Here is a 15,827-nt window from a genome sequence, read left to right as displayed (position 1 = left end):
GTGGGTCTCCTGTGTCTGCGGGTGTCGTCAGACGGTGGGCTTGAGCTGCCACTGCTGGCAGTTGTTGTTGAGCCAGGTCCACTGGCGTACGTCGGTGCCGTCGGCCGTGCCGCAGCCCGCGACGTCGGCGACCTTGCCGCTGCTCGCGTTCACGATCCGCACGTGGTCGCTCCCGGTGTAGACCAGCCGGAAGCGCTGGCAGGTGTTGTCGAGCCAGGACCACTGGCGCAGGTCCGCCCCGTCGGCGGCGGAGCAGTTGGCGGTGTCCATGACCTTGCCGGTGGCGACGTTGACCAGGCGGCTGGTGTCGTCGCCGCGGTCCTCGATCCGCCACTTCTGGTGGGAGCCGCCGGTGCAGGTCCACTGGAAGATGTTGGTGCCGTCCGCGGTGTTGCCGCCCTCGACGTCCAGGCACTTGCCGCTGTTGCGGTTCACGATCGTGTAGGCCGTCGGGGTCGTCGCGGTCTCTCCGGCCGGGCCCGCGAGGGTCGTGCCCGTCGCCGTCGGGGTGCCGAAGTTCGGGGTGCCGTCCGCGTTCCAGGTGAACTTCTGCGCCCGCGTGGTACGGCCGTTGCCGCAGCCGCCGCTCGTGGAGCTGTTGGCGTGGTAGACGATCCAGCTCTCGGTTCCGTCCGGCGAGGTGAAGAACCCGTTGTGCCCGGGACCGTAGACACCGGCCGCGTCATTGCGCTGGAAGACGGGGGTCTGCTTCTTCGTCCAGGACGTGGGGGAGAGCGGGTCGCTGCCGGTCAGTTCGAGCTGCCCGAGTTTGTAGTCCGGGGTCTGGCAGTAGCTGGCGGAGAACGCCAGGAACGTCCTGCCGTTGCGGTAGAGCGGCTCGGGCCCCTCGTTGACCGGGGCGCCGGAGGTCTCCCAGCTCAGGGTCGGACTGGAGATGACGGTGAAGGTGGAACTGCTCAGCGTGTACGGGTTGCTCATCGGCGCGATGACCAGGCTCTGCCTGCTGCTGCCGATCGAGCCGCTGCCCACCAGGTAGAGCCTGTTGTTGTGCTGGAGCACGCTGGCGTCGATCAGCCAGCCGTTGGTGTTGAGGTTGGAGCCGGTGAGGATGTTCTTGTACGTGTACGGGCCCAGCGGGTCGGTGCCCGCGCTCTCCAGGACATGGGTGCGCTGGGTGTCGCAGCAGGCGGCTCCGCTCTGCGCGGCGGAGTAGTACAGGTACCACTTGCCGTTGAGGAAGTGGATCTCCGGTGCCCAGATGTTCGCGTTGCGACCGGCGGTGGTGTCCGACCAGATCTGCACGCTGGGGGCGGTGGCGAGCCCCGCGAGCGTCGGCGACTTGCGCATGGTCAGCTCGTTGGTGAACGACGTGGTGACCAGGTAGTAGTTGCCGTTGTAGTACTCAAGCCAAGGGTCGGCGCCCTTCTGGGACTTGACGGGGTTGGTATACGGCCTGCCCTCGGCCGCGGTGGCGGGCTGTGTGACGAACGACGCGAGCAGGGCCAGCAGTGCTGCCCCCAGGACGAACCAATGACGGGTGCGGAACACGGCGAGTCCCCTTTGACGGCCAAGTGTGTTCGAAATGGCGAACGCTGTGCGGAGGTTCGACCAGAACATAGATTTCGGGCAAGGACACGTCAACGCTTCGGACAGGTTTCGCTTCCGGTTGGCGCGCCCGTGCGGGTCGAGACGTCCTGAACTCCCCGTCGTGTTCGACGGGTTGACGCGCTTTACCGAGTGTTGACAATCGAGGGCAGGTTGCACTTAGGTTTGCCTTACCTAAGTTGTTCCTGTCGCCGAGAAAGGTGCTCCGCCCACCATGAGAGCTGTTCCGTCCGTCCGTACCGCCGCCCGCGCGGGTCTCGCCGTCGCCGCCTCCGCCGCGCTGACGCTGGGCCTGGCCACCTCGGCCTCCGCCGCCACCTCGACCCGCACGATCACCGACGGGAGCACCACCTACAACCTGTCGCTGACCGCGCCGAGTTCGGCCACCGCGGCGGGCCAGGTCATCACCGTCTCGGGCTCCGGCTACAACACGAGCCAGGGCATCTACGTCGGCCTGTGCGCGGTCAGCGGCGCCCAGGGCGCGGCCAAGCCCACCCCCTGCCTGGGCGGCCAGGACGAGTCCGGCTCGACCGGGGCCTCGCACTGGATCAACAACACCTTCGGCGGACTGTTCGCCAACAGCTCCAAGTTCGGCACGGGCGGCACCTTCAGCGTGCAGATCTACGTCAAGGCCACGCTCGACGACGGCAGCGTCTGCGGCGAGGACGTCACCTGCGCCGTCGTCACCCGTGCCGACCACTTCGACACCAACGACCGCAACTACGACGTGCACGTGCCGATCGCCTTCCCGTAGGCGATCGCAGGTCCGACCGGTTTCACGGGCCGGCCGTCCCGGCCGGCCCGTTCCGGCACGTCCAGCAGCCCGAGTGCGTTCGGCCGCATCCGACAACCGAGGAACTCCCCATGACAGACGACGCGTTGGCCCGGCGTGAGCCGGACCCGGTCAGATCCCGGCTCAGACGTCCCGCGGCGCTCCTCGGCGCCGCCGCCCTGGTGGCCGCCGCCGTCACGGCCGTCACCGCCGGCTCCGCCGCCCAGGCCGCCGACACGCCGCGCACCGCCCTCGGCAAGGAGGGCCAGAAGCTCTCCGTCTCCGCCTCCGCCAACCTGGACCCGCACGGCGAGACCCTCCGTGTCACCGGCGAGGGCTACGACGACACCCTGGGCATCTACGTCGCCGTGTGCAAGGACAACGGCGACAACCGCATCCCCACGCCCTGCCTCGGCGGTGCCGACCAGTCGGGAGACAGCGGCGCCTCGAAGTGGATCATCCCGGCGGGCGCCCCGGGCGAAGGCGCCGGCACGGTTGCCATCCCGTGGGGCGAGGGCGGCACCTTCGACGTCGAGCTCGAGGTCAAGGCCAAGGACGCCGCCCTCGACTGCCTTCAGATCGCCTGCTCGGTCGTCACCCGCGTCGACCACAACGGCACCGGCGACCGCTCCCAGGACGTCCGCATCCCCCTCACCTTCGAGGGCCAGGACCCCGGTGACGGGGATGACGGCGGCGACGGCGTGGACGTACCGGCGGGCACCGTCAGCTATGTCAGGACCGCCGATTTCACCACCGCCGGCCGGCCGCTGGACCTCTTGCTGCACCCCGATTCCGGGAAGCTGTACGTCGGTTCGGACAACATCCTCGACACCGCGGACGTGGCCGAGCAGGGTCTGTACGCCCTCGACCCCGACGACGGCAAGCTCCTCAGCCACATCGCGCAGGCCCCCGGGTCCACCGGCACCCTGGCCAACCGGGTGGTCCGCAGGATCGCCGCCCCGCTCCCCGGCGACGGCGTCGTCTTCCACTACCCGCTGCGCGGCATGGGCACCGCCAAGGACGGCGACACCGCGGCGAAGGGCGCCTGGCTGACCGGCGCCGAGGTCACCGGCGTCGGCCCCGGCACCGAGGCCGGCACCACGCTGGTCGCGCAGGGGCCCGTCGTCTCCGAGATCGACACCGCCACCGGCGCGGTCGAGCGGACGGTCAGCCTGGACGGCGGGAACGCGCTCGGTGTGGACCTCGCGCACCAGGCCGTCTGGTCCGGCGACGGCGCCGACGGCAAGCTGCGCCGCGTCGACACCGGTTCCTTCACGGTCACCACGACGGTCGACATCCCGGCGGAGTGGGTCTACTTCGTCGAGCCGGACCCGGCGACCGGCAACGTGTGGGTGAGCACCGGCTACTCGGTGACCGTCTTCGACAAGGACGGCAAGAAACTGGCCACGCTGACCGGCAAGGACAAGGCCACGGCGATGGCCTTCGACAAGACGACCGGGGAGGCCTTCGTCCTCCGCGAGGACTACGGCACCGCCGAGCAGGACGGCGCGGACAACGTCGGCGCCCTGGAGGCCTACGACAGCGCGACCTTCCAACAGGCGGCCGAGCCGGTCGCCCTGCCGGGCAGCCGCTCCAGCACCTACGCCGGCGTGGCCGTCACCCCGGGCGCCACCTCCGTCTACCTCACGAACCAGACGGAGAGCGAGGTCATCAAGCTGGACCGCCGGATGTCCCCGAAGGTCACCCAGGCCCCCACGGACCAGTCCGTGACCCCGGGCGACGACGTCACGTTCGTGGCCGCGGCCGAGGGCACCCCGGAGCCCACCGTGCGCTGGCAGGTCAGCCCCGACGGCGGCCAGACCTGGACCTCCGTCGAAGGGGCGACGAAGAACACGTACTCCTTCACCGCGAAGGCGTCGCACGACGGCTACCGGTACCGCGCCGAGTTCACGAACACCGTCGGCACCACCCGCACCACGCCGATCACCCTCACGGTCACCGAGGCCGATGACGACGGCGGTACGGGTGGGAGCGGCGACGGGGACGGCGACGGGGACGACGTGCCGTCCGGCACGGACACCGTCACCGGACCGGAGGGCCAGAAGCTCACCGTCACCCCGGTCGACAACCTGGCCACCGAGAACCAGAAGCTGACGGTCACCGGCTCCGGCTACGACGAGGACAAGGGTATCTACGTCGCCCTGTGCGTCGACAACGGCGAGGGCGAACTGCCCACCCCCTGCGTCGGCGGCGCCGACACCACCGGCACCTCCCACAGCTCCGTGTGGATCTCGTCCAACCCGCCGGACTACGGCGAGGACCAGGCCATCCCGTACGGCGCGGGCGGCACCTTCGAGTTCGAACTCACCGTCGACGCCAAGGACGAGTACACCGACTGCCTCAAGTCGGCCTGCGTGCTGGCCACCCGCGCCGACCACACCCTCTCCGGCGACCGGACCCAGGACGTCAGGGTGCCCGTCACCTTCGTCGGGCAGAACCCGGACGACGGCGACGACGACACCGGCGGTACGGACGGCGGCAGCACCGGCGGAACCACGACGGGCGGCAGCACCGGCGGCGGCACCACGGGCGGCGTCACCGGCGCGACCTCCGGCACCAGCACGGCCGGCGGCGGCCTCGCCGCCACCGGCGTCACCGTCCTGACCGTGGCCGCACTGGCCGCGCTGCTCACAGCGGGGGGCTGGTTCCTCTACCGGCGCGGACACCTGAGGGGAACAGACGCGCCTTAGGGACGCCGTACGACGTACGAGGGCTCCCCGTAGAACGCCGGGAGCCCTCGTACGCGTACTCCTGAATCCGTCAGGCGGCGACGGGAAGCCCCGCCGTGCGGAAGACCCGGTGCTCGGTGTCCACGGCGAACACCTCGCAGTCCTCCCGCGCGGCGGCCCACTCGATGCCCTCCGCGCCCATCGCGAACGCCGCCGTGGCCGTCGCGTCCGCCTCGGTCAGCGACGGGGCCACGACGGTCATGCTGAGCAGGCCGGTCGCCGGACGGCCGGTGCGCCCGTCGACGATGTGGTCACCCCGTTCGTACCGCGCGGAGGTCGCCACCGCGCCGTCGGTGATCTCCAGCACCGTGCACAGCCGGTCGGCCTGCTCGGGGTGCCGTACGCCCACCCGCCACGGACCGCCCGCCGAGGCCACGTCACCACCGGCGTTGAGGCAGAACCTGGTCGCCCCTCGCTCCGCCAGCAGCTCCGCGGCCCGCTGCACCGACCACCCCTTCACCATCGCGCAGGGATCAAGACCGCGGCCGGGCAGCCGCACCTGGAACGCGCCGCGGGTCGCGACCCGGTAGTCCTCGCACAGGGCGAGGACCTCGACCAGACCAGGGCTGAGCTCGTGCGGTTCCAGCTCGCCGCGGTCCAGCCGGGACACCTCGCTGTCGGGCTTGAAGGGGCTGAACCGCGCGTCGACCTCGCGCAGCCAGGCGAACACCGCGTCCGCGGCCTCCTCCGGCGCGTTCCCGTCGTCGATCCGCAGCGAGACCGGAAACCCCATCACATGCTCGACACGCCGCACTTCAGGCGCCCTTCGCGTCGATGGCGGCCTGGAGGGACTCCCTGTAGCCGTCGCTGGTGATCGTGGCGCCGGACACGGTGTCGATGTCGGCGCTCTGCGCGTCGAGGGTCTCCTGGACGAGCTTCGGTACGGCGGCGGTGGTCTGGGGGTGGTTGGGCTGCTTCAGCATCCGTACGGAGCTGATCGTGTCGCCCTCGAACGTCACCTCGACCTGTACGTCACCCTTCTCGGTGGCGACGGTGGTGCCCTGGACGACCTGCGAGGCGTCGGCCGACGCGGACGCGGACGCCGAGGCCGAGGGGGACGCCGCCGCCAAGCCGTCGATGGCGGCCTGGAGGGACTCCCTGTAGCCGTCGCTGGTGATCGTGGCGCCGGACACCGTGTCGATGTCGGCGCTCTGCGCCTGGAGGGTCTCCTGGATCAGCTTCGGCACGGCGGCCGTGGTCTGGGGATGGTTCGGCTGCTTCAGCATCCGTACCGAGGCGATCGTGTAGCCCTCGAACGTCACCTCGACCTGCACGTCACCCTTCTCGGTGGCGACGGTCGAGCCCGCGACGACCTGGGACGAGGCGCCCGAGGACGCGGAAGGCGTCGAGGCGGGCTCGGCGACCTCGCTGGTGGACGTCGTGGCGGTCGACGGTTCGTAACGCCACACCGTGACCAGGCCCACGACGGACAGGGCCAGGACAGGTAGTACTCGCTTCACGGTGTTCCCCTCATCCAGCCAGGCTGAAGCGCTCGGAGTGGATCTGCGGCTTGGGCACGCCCAGCTCGCGCAGACCGCGCAGGACGGCGCCGGTCATGCCGGGCGGACCGCACACGTAGACATCCCGGTCGGTGAGGTCCGGCACCAGCCGGACGAGCTCCGACGGCGCCAGCCGGTCCGGCACGACCGGTCCGGTGACCAGGTGCAGCACGGCGCCCTTGGCGTGGGCCAGCTCCCGCAGTTCGTCGTAGAGGACGGCGTCCTGGTCCGTGGCCACCCGGTAGATGAGCACCGCGTGGCCGTGCAGCTCCTCCAGCAGCGCCCGGAGCGGGGTGATCCCCACACCGCCGGCGATGAGCAGGGCGTCCGGCCGGGTCCGGTGCATCGCGGTGAAGGCGCCGTAGGGGCCCTCGGCGAAGACCCGCGTACCGACCGGGATGTGCCGCAGGGCGGCGGTGCCGTCGCCGGCCGTCTTGGCGGTCAGGCGCAGCGTACGGCCGTCCGGCGCGGCCGACAGCGAGAACGGGTTGGCCTGCCACCAGCGGTCCTTGGTGAGGAACCGCCACAAAAAGAACTGGCCCGCCCGCGCGGGCAGCCGGTCCAGGTCCCGCCCCGTCATGTAGATCGACACCACGTTGTCGGACTCCGGCACCACGGCCGAGACCCGCAGCTGGTGGCGCAGGTTCCGCCACAGCGGAAGCGCCACCCGTCCCAGGAACACCGAACCGAGCGCCACTCCCCACATGCCCCACCAGTACGTCGTGGCCGTGGACGACGTGGTGAAGGTGGTTCCCACCCCGATCTGGTGCGTGAACGCCAGCACCACCGCCACATAGGTGTAGAGGTGGATGAAGTGCCAGGTCTCGTAGGCCAGCCGGCGCCGGGCGAACCGCGCCGACACCGCGCCGATCACCATGATCAGCACCAGCGCGACAATCGCCCGCAGCACGCCCTCGACGGTCTCGGCCAGGTCCACCAACTGGTCCACCGGGCCCATCGACGAGGACTCGGCGTAGCCGAAGGTGATGAACACTCCGTGCGCCATCAGCGTCCACAGCAGACCGAAGCCCACCCAGCGGTGCCACGAGGTCAGCCGGTCCATGCCGATGCGGCGGTCGAGCCACGGCAACCGGGCGACCAGCAGCAGCTGGAAGGCCATCAGGAGCGCGCCGTACAGCCCGGCCAGCCGCCCCAGCAGGAGCAGGGCGTTCGAGTCGAGTGGAGACTGGAAGAAGAAGACGGCCACCACGCCCACGTTCACGCCCAGCAAGGTGTACAGGCCGGCTCGGGCCACCACCTTGGGACGTACCGCCGTGGGGGGCGGCTGGAGACGTTCGACAGTCGTCACGGACGGAAGCTCCTAGTTCGGGTCCGGGGACACCGAGCCTGCCTGGCCTGAGCTGTCGTTTTCCTGTCGGTCAACTTTCAAGTGTTTATCGATGTGGATCAGGGGCGTGGGCGGCTATGGCTTCCGGAGCCGGGTGAAGCACTATGAGCGGGTGGACAAAGTACGCCTCCTGGTCGTGGACGACGACCCTCCCATAGCCGATCTCGTCGCGACCGTCGCCCGCTACGAGGGCTGGGAGGCGGTCACCGCGCACTCCGGCGAGGAGGCGCTGCGCCGGGCCGCCGAGTTCCACCCCGACATCGTGGTGCTCGACCTGATGCTCCCCGGCCTGGACGGGTTCGCCGTCCTGGACCGGCTGCGCCGGTCCGGGACGATGGTGCCCGTGGTGTTCCTCACCGCGCGCGACGGCGTCGCCGACCGGGTCGCGGGCCTCACCCGGGGCGGCGACGACTACCTGGTCAAACCGTTCGCCGTGGAGGAGCTGATGGCGCGGCTGCGGACCGTGCTGCGCCGCAGCGCCGGGCCCGGGTTCCAGCGGTCCGTGCTGACGGTGGCGGACCTGACGATGGACGAGGACACCCGGGAGGTGCGGCGCAGCGGGCGACGGCTCACGCTCACCCCGACCGAGTACGAGGTGCTCCGCTATCTCATGCGCAAGTCACCGACCGTGCTGACCAAGGCCCAGATACTCGACCATGTGTGGGAGTACGGCTTCGGCGGCCGCTCCAATGTCGTCGAGCTGGTCGTCAGCAGGCTGCGGCGCAAGCTGGACGGCTTCGACGACAGCGGCGACAGCGGGGCACCCCTCATACACACCGTGCGCGGCGTCGGATACGTGGTGCGGCTGGTCGCCGAGTGATCAGCAGGCTGCGGGAGACCTACCGCCGGCTGCGCCTGGGCACCCGGCTGGCCCTGGGGATGGGCGTGCTGTCGCTCGTCGTGTTCGCGGTCGTCGGCACCGCGCTGACGACGTACATGCGCGACTACCTGGACCGCCAGCTCGGCGAGCAGATGAAGCTCGTCCAGATCGCCCAGTCCAAGGACGCCCAGACCCACGGCACCGTGCAGCAGAAGCCGTACTACGGATGGTTCACCGCCGTGTACGACCTCTCGGACGGCACGGCCGTACTCCGCAAGCCCGCCGACGTACCGGCGGACACCGCGGCACTCGCCGCCGCCGCCGAGACGCTGCCGGACGTCACCTCCGCGCACACCCTGCGCAACGCCTCCATCGACGGGCAGGGCACGTACAAGTTGCGCGCCTGCGAGGTCGAGCCCGGGGTCGTCCTGGTCACCGCGGCACCCATGGAGGACCTGCAGGGCACCATGCGGCAGCTGATCACCGTCCAGGTCGTCGCCTTCGCGCTCGCGCTGCTCGGACTCGTCGTGAGCGGCCGGGCGGTGCTACGGCGCGGCCTGCGGCCGTTCGGCGACATGGCGCACACGGCCCGCGGCATCACCTCGCACAACCTGACCGGCTCGGCCCGCCTCGCGGTGCGGGCCGGCGGCGGACGGGGCGGACCGGAGGTCGAGGAGCTACGCACCGCGTTCAACACCATGCTGGAACACATCGACGACTCCCTCGCCGTCCGCACGGAGGCCGAACAACGGCTGCGCCGCTTCGTCGCCGACGCCTCGCACGAACTGCGCACCCCCCTGATGTCGGTACGCGGCTACGCGGACCTCTTCCAGTACGCGGCGGCCAACGAGCCCGAGGAACGCGAGAAGCACCTGGCCCGGCTGCGCGCCGAGGCTGCCAGAATGGGCGTGCTCCTGGACGACCTGCTGCTGCTCGCTCGCCTGGACGCCGGCGAGGTGGAGGCACCGCTGCAACTGGTGGACGCCGACCTGGTGGAGCTGGCGCGGGAAGCCGCGGACGCCTTCCGCGCGGGCCGGCCGGACCACGCGCTGTCCGTGACGGCCGGTCCCGATCCGGTGCGGCTGCGCCTCGACCCCCTGCGCATCCGGCAGGTTCTCGACAACCTCCTCACCAATGCCGCCGTGCACACCCCGCCGGGCACGAAGGTCTGCCTGGACGTGTCCGTCTCGGGCGGCACGGTCCAGGTGCGGGTCACCGACTCCGGCCCCGGGATCCCGGCCGCCGACCAGGAACGGGTCTTCGACCGCTTCTACCGCGTCGACAAGGCCCGCAGCCGCGACCGCGGCGGCAGCGGCCTGGGCCTCGCGGTGGCCCGCTCACTGGTCCGGGCACATGGCGGCACCGTCGAACTGACCAGCCGCCCGGGCTCGACGGCCTTCACGATCAGGATCCCGCTCGCCCGGACGGACTGAGCGCCGGGCCCGGGTGTTCGCTCCTGGGCAGATGTCCGCGCGCCGACGGGCACGTTCGTCGTCCGGACAGGCCCTAGCCTCGCCGGGAGTCCCGTGCCGCGGACGGTGGCACCCGACGAGTAACGAGGAGACCGCATGAGCGCGAGGGCTACGGGACACAAACGCAGGACGGCCGGGGCCGCGCGGGGTACTACGGGGGAAGTACGCCCGCGCGGCTGTCTGTGTCGTCCGCTCAGCCCGTCGCGCGGACCGCGTCGCGGATCAGTTCGGCGACCACCTTCGGCCGGGACACCGCGACGGCGTGCGAGGCGCCGTCGATCTCGATGACGGTCGCGCCCGCGCGCTGCGCGCCGAAGCGCTGGACCTCGGGGTTGATCGCCTGGTCGGCGGCGGCCACGAGAGCCCAGGAGGGCTTGTTCCGCCACGCGGCGGACGCGGCCGTCTCCGTGAACGCCGAGGCGGCGAGCGGGCGTTGGGCGACCGCCAGCACCTCGGTGACGTCGGCGGGCACGTCCGCGGCGAAGACGGACGGGAAGGCCTCGGGGACGATGGTGACCTCGACGGCGGGCTCGGCGCCCCCGACGGGATACGTCCACTGCCTCAGGCTCGCGCCCAGCGGCGAGTCGGGGAAGCGCCCTTGCAGTTCGCCGAGGCTCTCGCCCTGGTCGAGGACGTACGCCGCGACGTAGACCTCGGACGCGAGACCGCGATGGGGGTCCCCCCGGCTCGAGCGAAGCCGAGAGTTGGGGGAGGGTTCGGCGGCGCCACGACGGGGATGCCGTGGCTCTGGAGATCCGCGATGACCCCTTACCAGCTGGCCGCGTCGGCGAACGCGCCGTGGACGAGCAGCGCGGTGGGCGTGGTGTGCCCGGACATGGTCGACCTCCTCGTCAGTTGGCGTGCAGCGCGGTACGCAGCGTGCCGGTGGCCAGCGTGATGGCGGCCTCGGCGGCATGGGTCTCGCGCAGGGCGTTGAGCATCACGAAGTCGTGGATGATCCCCTGGAAGCGCACCGCGGTCACGGGCACTCCGGCCTCGCGCAGCTTGTTCGCGTACGCCTCGCCCTCGTCCCGCAGCACATCGGCCTCGCCGGTGATGACGAGCGCCGGGGGCAGCCCGGTGAGCTGCTCGGTGGTGGCACGCAGCGGGGAGGCGGTGATCTGGGCGCGCTCGGCCTCGTCGGTCGTGTACTGGTCCCAGAACCACTGCATGCCGTCGCGGCGCAGGAAGTAGCCGGTCGCGAACTGGTGGTAGGAGCCGGTGTCGAAGTTCGCGTCGGTGACCGGGTAGAACAGCACCTGCTGGAGCAGCGGGACATCGCCGCGCTCCTTGGCCATCAGGGTCAGGGCTGCGGTCATGTTGCCGCCCACCGAGTCGCCTGCCACCGCCAGCCGCGTACCGTCCAAGCCCTTGGTCGCGCCCTGCTGGACGACCCACTGGGCGACCGCGTAGTTCTGCTCGATGGCGACCGGGTAGCGGGCCTCGGGGGAGAGGTCGTACTCGGGGAACACCACGGCGGCGTTCGCGCCGACGGCGAGTTCACGCACCAGGCGGTCGTGGGTGTGGGCGTTGCCGAACACCCAGCCCGCGCCGTGGATGTAGAGGATCACCGGCAGGGTGCCCTCGGCGCCGGCGGGCTTCACGATACGGGCCCGGACGCTGCCCGTCGGACCGCCCGAGACGGTGATCCACTCCTCGTCGATCTCCGGCTTCTCGATGTCGCCGGACTGCACCTCGTCGACGGCCTTTCGCCCCTCTGCCGGGGCGAGGTCGAACAGGTACGGCGGATTGGCGGTGGCTTCCGCGAAAGCGGCTGCCGCCGGTTCCAGCACCGGCTTGACGGGGTCTACGGGGTCGTCGGACATGGGAATCTCCTGGAACGTGGTTCTCGGGGTACACCGGGTGATATCCCGGCGTCGCACCCCACACTAGAGTCGGGGCACCGGAATGAATGGTCTGACAGCGCACCGTCGCTGTTCTCGCAGCGCACGAAAAAACCTGGTTCGACCGGACGAACAAGGGAGTGCGCTGAGAGGAAGAATCCAGTGCGCTGACAGGACAGCTGGGCGCATCGGCCGTGACTGACGTGAAACCGAGTTCGACGTGAGGCCGAGTTTGATTCGGAAGCGAATTCGCTCGTCCGTGGCGCCGGATTGGCGCTGGCTTCCGCGAAAGCGGCTGCCGCCGGTTCCAGTACAGGCTTGACCGGCTCGACGGCGCCGGAATTTGTCCACCCGTGCACCGGCGCTGATCCCTCAACGCACAGTAAGGGAGGCAGTGCACTGTCGGAATGTATCCGGTGCGCTGCCGGGATACACAGGTGCGCTCGAAATAGCCTGGCGGCGAAGCGGTTGCGGGTCTCCGAGGTCCGGGCCTGTGCGTGGCCAGAAAGCCCGCCGGGAATTCAGTCTGGTTGAGCGTGAGAGCGCAGTAATCGTGAGAGCGCAGTAATGACGCATGTCCTCTACTCGACCCTGGCGAAGGCCCCGGTGCTGGAGGGCGAGGACAAGAAGACCTCCACCCGTCATTTCCTGCGGGAGCTGAACAGGTTCGGACTCACGTCGGCCATCGACGCGGCCGGGGGGTTCCCACATGTGCAGTCGGACTGACTGGGCGTGACGCCGTCGGGCCTTCCGGCGGACGCCGCGGCGGCGATCTCCTTCCGGGCGGACGCCCGGGACCGAGCGGCAGGAGCCGGACCTGACATCGCCCGGTCCGGCTCATTGCGGTCATGCGGTCCTGATGTCGTCCACCCGCTCGCCCTCCGCCTGGGACGGCTCGGTCCTAGGGACGTCCGGGTGCTGCTCCATGGCTGCACGCTCGTCCGGTTCGTCGCGCTCGCCCTCGGCCTGGGAGGGCGTGTGAGAGTACAGCCAGGTGTCGTAATCCGAGGCTCCGGTCTTCATGGCGGGTCTCCCTTTTTTGGTCCCTCACATCCCATACTCCTGCTCCGAAGCGGGCAGGGCGAGAGCAGCCGGCACCGCACCTCGTGTCCCAGGCAGACCGCCGGGTTGATGTGCTCAGGCGCCCCAGCAAATGTGCCCGGGTAACGGCCCGGTCGATCAGTTGACATACGACTCAAGCGCGCCGCGACGCCGGACATCGAGTGTTGCGCAGTGGAATGAGCCGCCGAACGGCGCGTAATGCAGCAGGTCACACGGGATCGGCTCGAACCCCCATTTCTCGAGCGCGCGCAGCATGCCGGTGTGGTGCCGCTCCGCGATCACCCGCTTGTTGTCGATCACGAGAACGTTCATGTTGAGCCACCTGCCGCACATCGAGGTGATCTTGAGCAGGCGGTCGTCGATCGGGTCGGGCTCGGGGGCGATCAGGACGTCCCACGAACTCAGGACGTCGGGCAGGCGGTCGACGTCGATGTATGCGGGATTGACCATCACCTTGCCCGGCGCGAGCAGGACGAGCGTCGTGTCGATGTGCATGGGCGTGCGGCAGCGGCTCTCGATCTCGTGGATGCGATAGCCGGGTCCGAGATGGCGGCGCAGCCACTCGATGCCCATCCGGTTGGTGACATTGCTGCGCGTGACGAACAGATCGCGTCCGGCGCGCACGAAATCCGCGGCGTCGAAGACCGGCTCGAACTCGGTGAGGATGTAGCGCATGGGCTCGCCGGGCCCGGGCGCGCGGAAGCCCGGCTCGAACAGCTCGTCGGTGAGCTGCGGTTTCGGTGCCGCGGTCCAGCGTGCGCCGCGCCGGAAGTAGTCCTTGAGGATCGGGCGATAGGAGTGGGTCTCGAAATACCGGCATGGCCATGCCATCGGCGTCTCGATGATCTCGTCGCCGATCACGAGCAAGCTGTCCCGCGGGCAGGTGTTGCAGAAACCGCGCGATGACCAGTCGGGGGCGCCGAAGCGTTTCCTGTGGTCGACCGCGTCCGGGCGCCGGACCGTGATGCCGAGGGACTCAAGGAGAGTGATGAACTGATCGAGCTCCTGCTGCGCCCTCTCGATCAGCATGCGCGGATACCGGAAGCCGGAGGCAAGCCCCTGCAGCCCCGCCGCCCATGAGGGGAGGTTGCAGGCCACGACCGGATGCTTGGAGGGGATCGTCGCGCCGTCGAGACGCCCGACGATGATCTCCTCCAGAGGGTCCCATTCATTGTGTGAATTGACCGGCGAACGCGTCGGCGTGCTCATGGAGCTCACCTCCATGGTCATCAGGCATCGGAGCGAGTCGAGTGTGCCGGTGCGCGCTCCTGGTTCGCAGCGTGTCCTGCCCACCGCTGTGCCCACTCGATTGGCCTGTACCCCGCGGCGCACGCCGAATTGCCCATCGAACCACTCAAGGAGGCCAAAAGGGGAATTTCTTGACAGCTCAAGGTGCTGAGCTTATCCCTGTACTTAGCGAGGTTTGCTCCCGAATCTGCAGGTGGCAGCACCCGGAAACGGCGCACATGCCCATGGTCCGGTCGACGGAACGGCCCGGGCAGTCACCCGTCGCCACGTGCCGGCATCTGCCCTCGCTGTGGGACGCAGAGGGAGGAAAGGACCATGACACGGGCAGTGGGAATCGACCTCGGCACCACGAACTCGGTGGTCTGCGTGCTGGAGGGCGGAGAGCCCGCCGTCATCACCAACACCGAAGGGGCGCGGACCACCCCGTCAGTGGTCGCCTTCGCCAAGAACGGCGAGGTGCTCGTCGGTGAGTTGGCCAAGCGCCAGGCCGTCACCAACGTGGAGCGCACCGTGCGTTCCGTCAAGCGTTACATGGGCGATGCGCAGTGGCGGTTCCCGGAATCGGGAAGCATCGACGGCAAGCGGTACACGGCGCAGGAGATCTCGGCGCGGGTGCTGCAGAAGCTCAAGCGGGACGCGGAGGCATACCTCGGTGAGGACGTGACGGATGCGGTCATCACCGTTCCGGCGTACTTCAACGACTCCCAGCGCACCGCCACCAAGGAAGCCGGGGAGATCGCCGGCCTGAAGGTGCTGCGGATCATCAACGAACCCACGGCCGCCGCCCTGGCCTACGGGCTGGACAAGGAGAGCGACCAGACGGTTCTGGTCTTCGACCTTGGCGGCGGCACCTTCGACGTGTCGCTGCTGGACATCGGCGAGGGCGTGGTCGAGGTCAAGGCCACCAACGGCGACACGCACCTGGGCGGCGACGACTGGGACCAGCGGATCGTCGACCACCTGGCCAAGCAGTTCAAGAACAACTACGGCGTCGACCTGACCAAGGACAAGATGGCCGTCCAGCGGCTGCGCGAGGCCGCAGAACGCGCGAAGATCGAGCTGTCGTCGTCCGCCGAGACCACAGTCAACCTCCCCTACATCACGGCGTCCGCCGAGGGGCCGCTGCACCTAGACGAGAAGCTCACCCGCGCCCAGTTCCAGCAGCTGACCGCGGACCTGCTGGAGCGATGCAAGGGCCCGTTCCACAACGCGATCAAGGACGCCGGGATCAAGCTGTCCGACATCGACCACGTCATCCTGGTCGGCGGTTCCACGCGCATGCCGGCGGTGACCGATCTGGTGCGGGAGCTGACCGGCAAGGACCCGCACAAGGGTGTCAACCCGGACGAGGTCGTGGCTGTGGGCGCCACCCTGCAGGCCGGTGTGCTCAAGGGTGAGGTCAAGGACGTCCTGCTCCTCGACGTCACCCCGCTGTCCCTCGGTATC

The 15,827-nt window shown here is 69.7% G+C and carries 12 protein-coding genes and 2 pseudogenes; 6 read left to right on the top strand and 8 right to left on the bottom strand.

Annotated elements, in window-relative coordinates:
* Nucleotides 1-27: 27 nt before the first annotated feature.
* On the bottom strand, nucleotides 28-1,509 hold the full coding sequence (locus tag ACX28W_RS33015; RefSeq protein WP_459003682.1) for a family 43 glycosylhydrolase: 1,482 nt from the start codon (nucleotides 1,507-1,509) through the stop codon (nucleotides 28-30).
* A gap of 271 nt (nucleotides 1,510-1,780) precedes the next feature.
* On the opposite strand from ACX28W_RS33015, the gene ACX28W_RS33010 reads away from it, so the two are divergent.
* Both ACX28W_RS33010 and ACX28W_RS33005 read left to right on the top strand, forming a co-directional pair.
* Nucleotides 1,781-2,320, top strand: coding sequence for a hypothetical protein (locus ACX28W_RS33010; RefSeq protein ID WP_459003681.1), 540 nt, complete (start codon nucleotides 1,781-1,783; stop codon nucleotides 2,318-2,320).
* A 110-nt stretch (nucleotides 2,321-2,430) separates the two neighbouring features.
* Nucleotides 2,431-5,049: an immunoglobulin I-set domain protein gene (locus ACX28W_RS33005; RefSeq protein WP_459003680.1), complete on the top strand. Its 2,619-nt coding sequence runs from the start codon at nucleotides 2,431-2,433 to the stop codon at nucleotides 5,047-5,049.
* A gap of 70 nt (nucleotides 5,050-5,119) precedes the next feature.
* Here ACX28W_RS33005 and ACX28W_RS33000 read toward each other — a convergent pair whose 3' ends face one another.
* The 3 genes from ACX28W_RS33000 to ACX28W_RS32990 are packed head-to-tail and all read right to left on the bottom strand — an operon-like array spanning nucleotide 5,120 to nucleotide 7,845.
* The gene (locus tag ACX28W_RS33000; RefSeq protein ID WP_459003679.1) at nucleotides 5,120-5,842 is read right to left on the bottom strand and encodes an FAD:protein FMN transferase; all 723 of its coding nucleotides are present in this window, start codon (nucleotides 5,840-5,842) and stop codon (nucleotides 5,120-5,122) included.
* A gap of 1 nt (nucleotide 5,843) precedes the next feature.
* Nucleotides 5,844-6,548: an FMN-binding protein gene (locus ACX28W_RS32995; protein WP_459003678.1), complete on the bottom strand. Its 705-nt coding sequence runs from the start codon at nucleotides 6,546-6,548 to the stop codon at nucleotides 5,844-5,846.
* A gap of 10 nt (nucleotides 6,549-6,558) precedes the next feature.
* Entirely contained in the window at nucleotides 6,559-7,845 is a 1,287-nt protein-coding gene (locus tag ACX28W_RS32990; RefSeq protein WP_459003720.1) for a ferredoxin reductase family protein, read from the bottom strand.
* 202 nt (nucleotides 7,846-8,047) lie between these two features.
* Between ACX28W_RS32990 and ACX28W_RS32985 the strand changes: the two genes are divergently transcribed.
* Together ACX28W_RS32985 and ACX28W_RS32980 are read left to right on the top strand one after the other, a co-directional pair.
* Complete coding sequence (locus ACX28W_RS32985; protein WP_459003677.1) at nucleotides 8,048-8,755, top strand: response regulator transcription factor; 708 nt, start codon at nucleotides 8,048-8,050, stop codon at nucleotides 8,753-8,755.
* Nucleotides 8,752-10,188 (top strand): sensor histidine kinase, encoded by a 1,437-nt coding sequence (locus ACX28W_RS32980; protein WP_459003676.1) that lies wholly within the window; start codon nucleotides 8,752-8,754, stop codon nucleotides 10,186-10,188. The genes ACX28W_RS32985 and ACX28W_RS32980 overlap by 4 nt, the downstream gene beginning before the upstream one ends.
* Nucleotides 10,189-10,420: 232 nt before the next feature.
* Here ACX28W_RS32980 and ACX28W_RS32975 read toward each other — a convergent pair.
* A pseudogene (locus ACX28W_RS32975) lies at nucleotides 10,421-11,064 on the bottom strand (alpha/beta fold hydrolase).
* Nucleotides 11,065-11,078: 14 nt separating this feature from the next.
* On the bottom strand, nucleotides 11,079-12,053 hold the full coding sequence (locus ACX28W_RS32970; RefSeq protein WP_459003675.1) for an alpha/beta hydrolase: 975 nt from the start codon (nucleotides 12,051-12,053) through the stop codon (nucleotides 11,079-11,081).
* A gap of 594 nt (nucleotides 12,054-12,647) precedes the next feature.
* Between ACX28W_RS32970 and ACX28W_RS32965 the strand changes: the two are divergent.
* Nucleotides 12,648-12,776: pseudogene (locus ACX28W_RS32965) on the top strand (amidohydrolase); the annotation flags it as partial.
* Between the two features lie 141 nt (nucleotides 12,777-12,917).
* On the opposite strand, the gene ACX28W_RS32960 reads toward ACX28W_RS32965, so the two are convergent.
* Entirely contained in the window at nucleotides 12,918-13,094 is a 177-nt protein-coding gene (locus ACX28W_RS32960) for a hypothetical protein (RefSeq protein WP_459003673.1), read from the bottom strand.
* A 156-nt stretch (nucleotides 13,095-13,250) separates the two neighbouring features.
* Nucleotides 13,251-14,342, bottom strand: a complete 1,092-nt coding sequence (locus tag ACX28W_RS32955) for an amidinotransferase (protein ID WP_459003671.1) — start codon at nucleotides 14,340-14,342, stop codon at nucleotides 13,251-13,253.
* 354 nt (nucleotides 14,343-14,696) lie between these two features.
* Between ACX28W_RS32955 and dnaK the strand changes: the two genes are divergently transcribed.
* On the top strand, nucleotides 14,697-15,827 hold a 1,131-nt coding region (gene dnaK, locus ACX28W_RS32950; protein WP_459003669.1), incomplete at its 3' end, for a molecular chaperone DnaK.

This window comes from Streptomyces sp. SD15 (assembly GCF_054462255.1).
The sequence above is the reverse complement of the archived record's forward strand: the minus strand, read 5'-3'. Positions and strand labels throughout refer to the sequence as shown.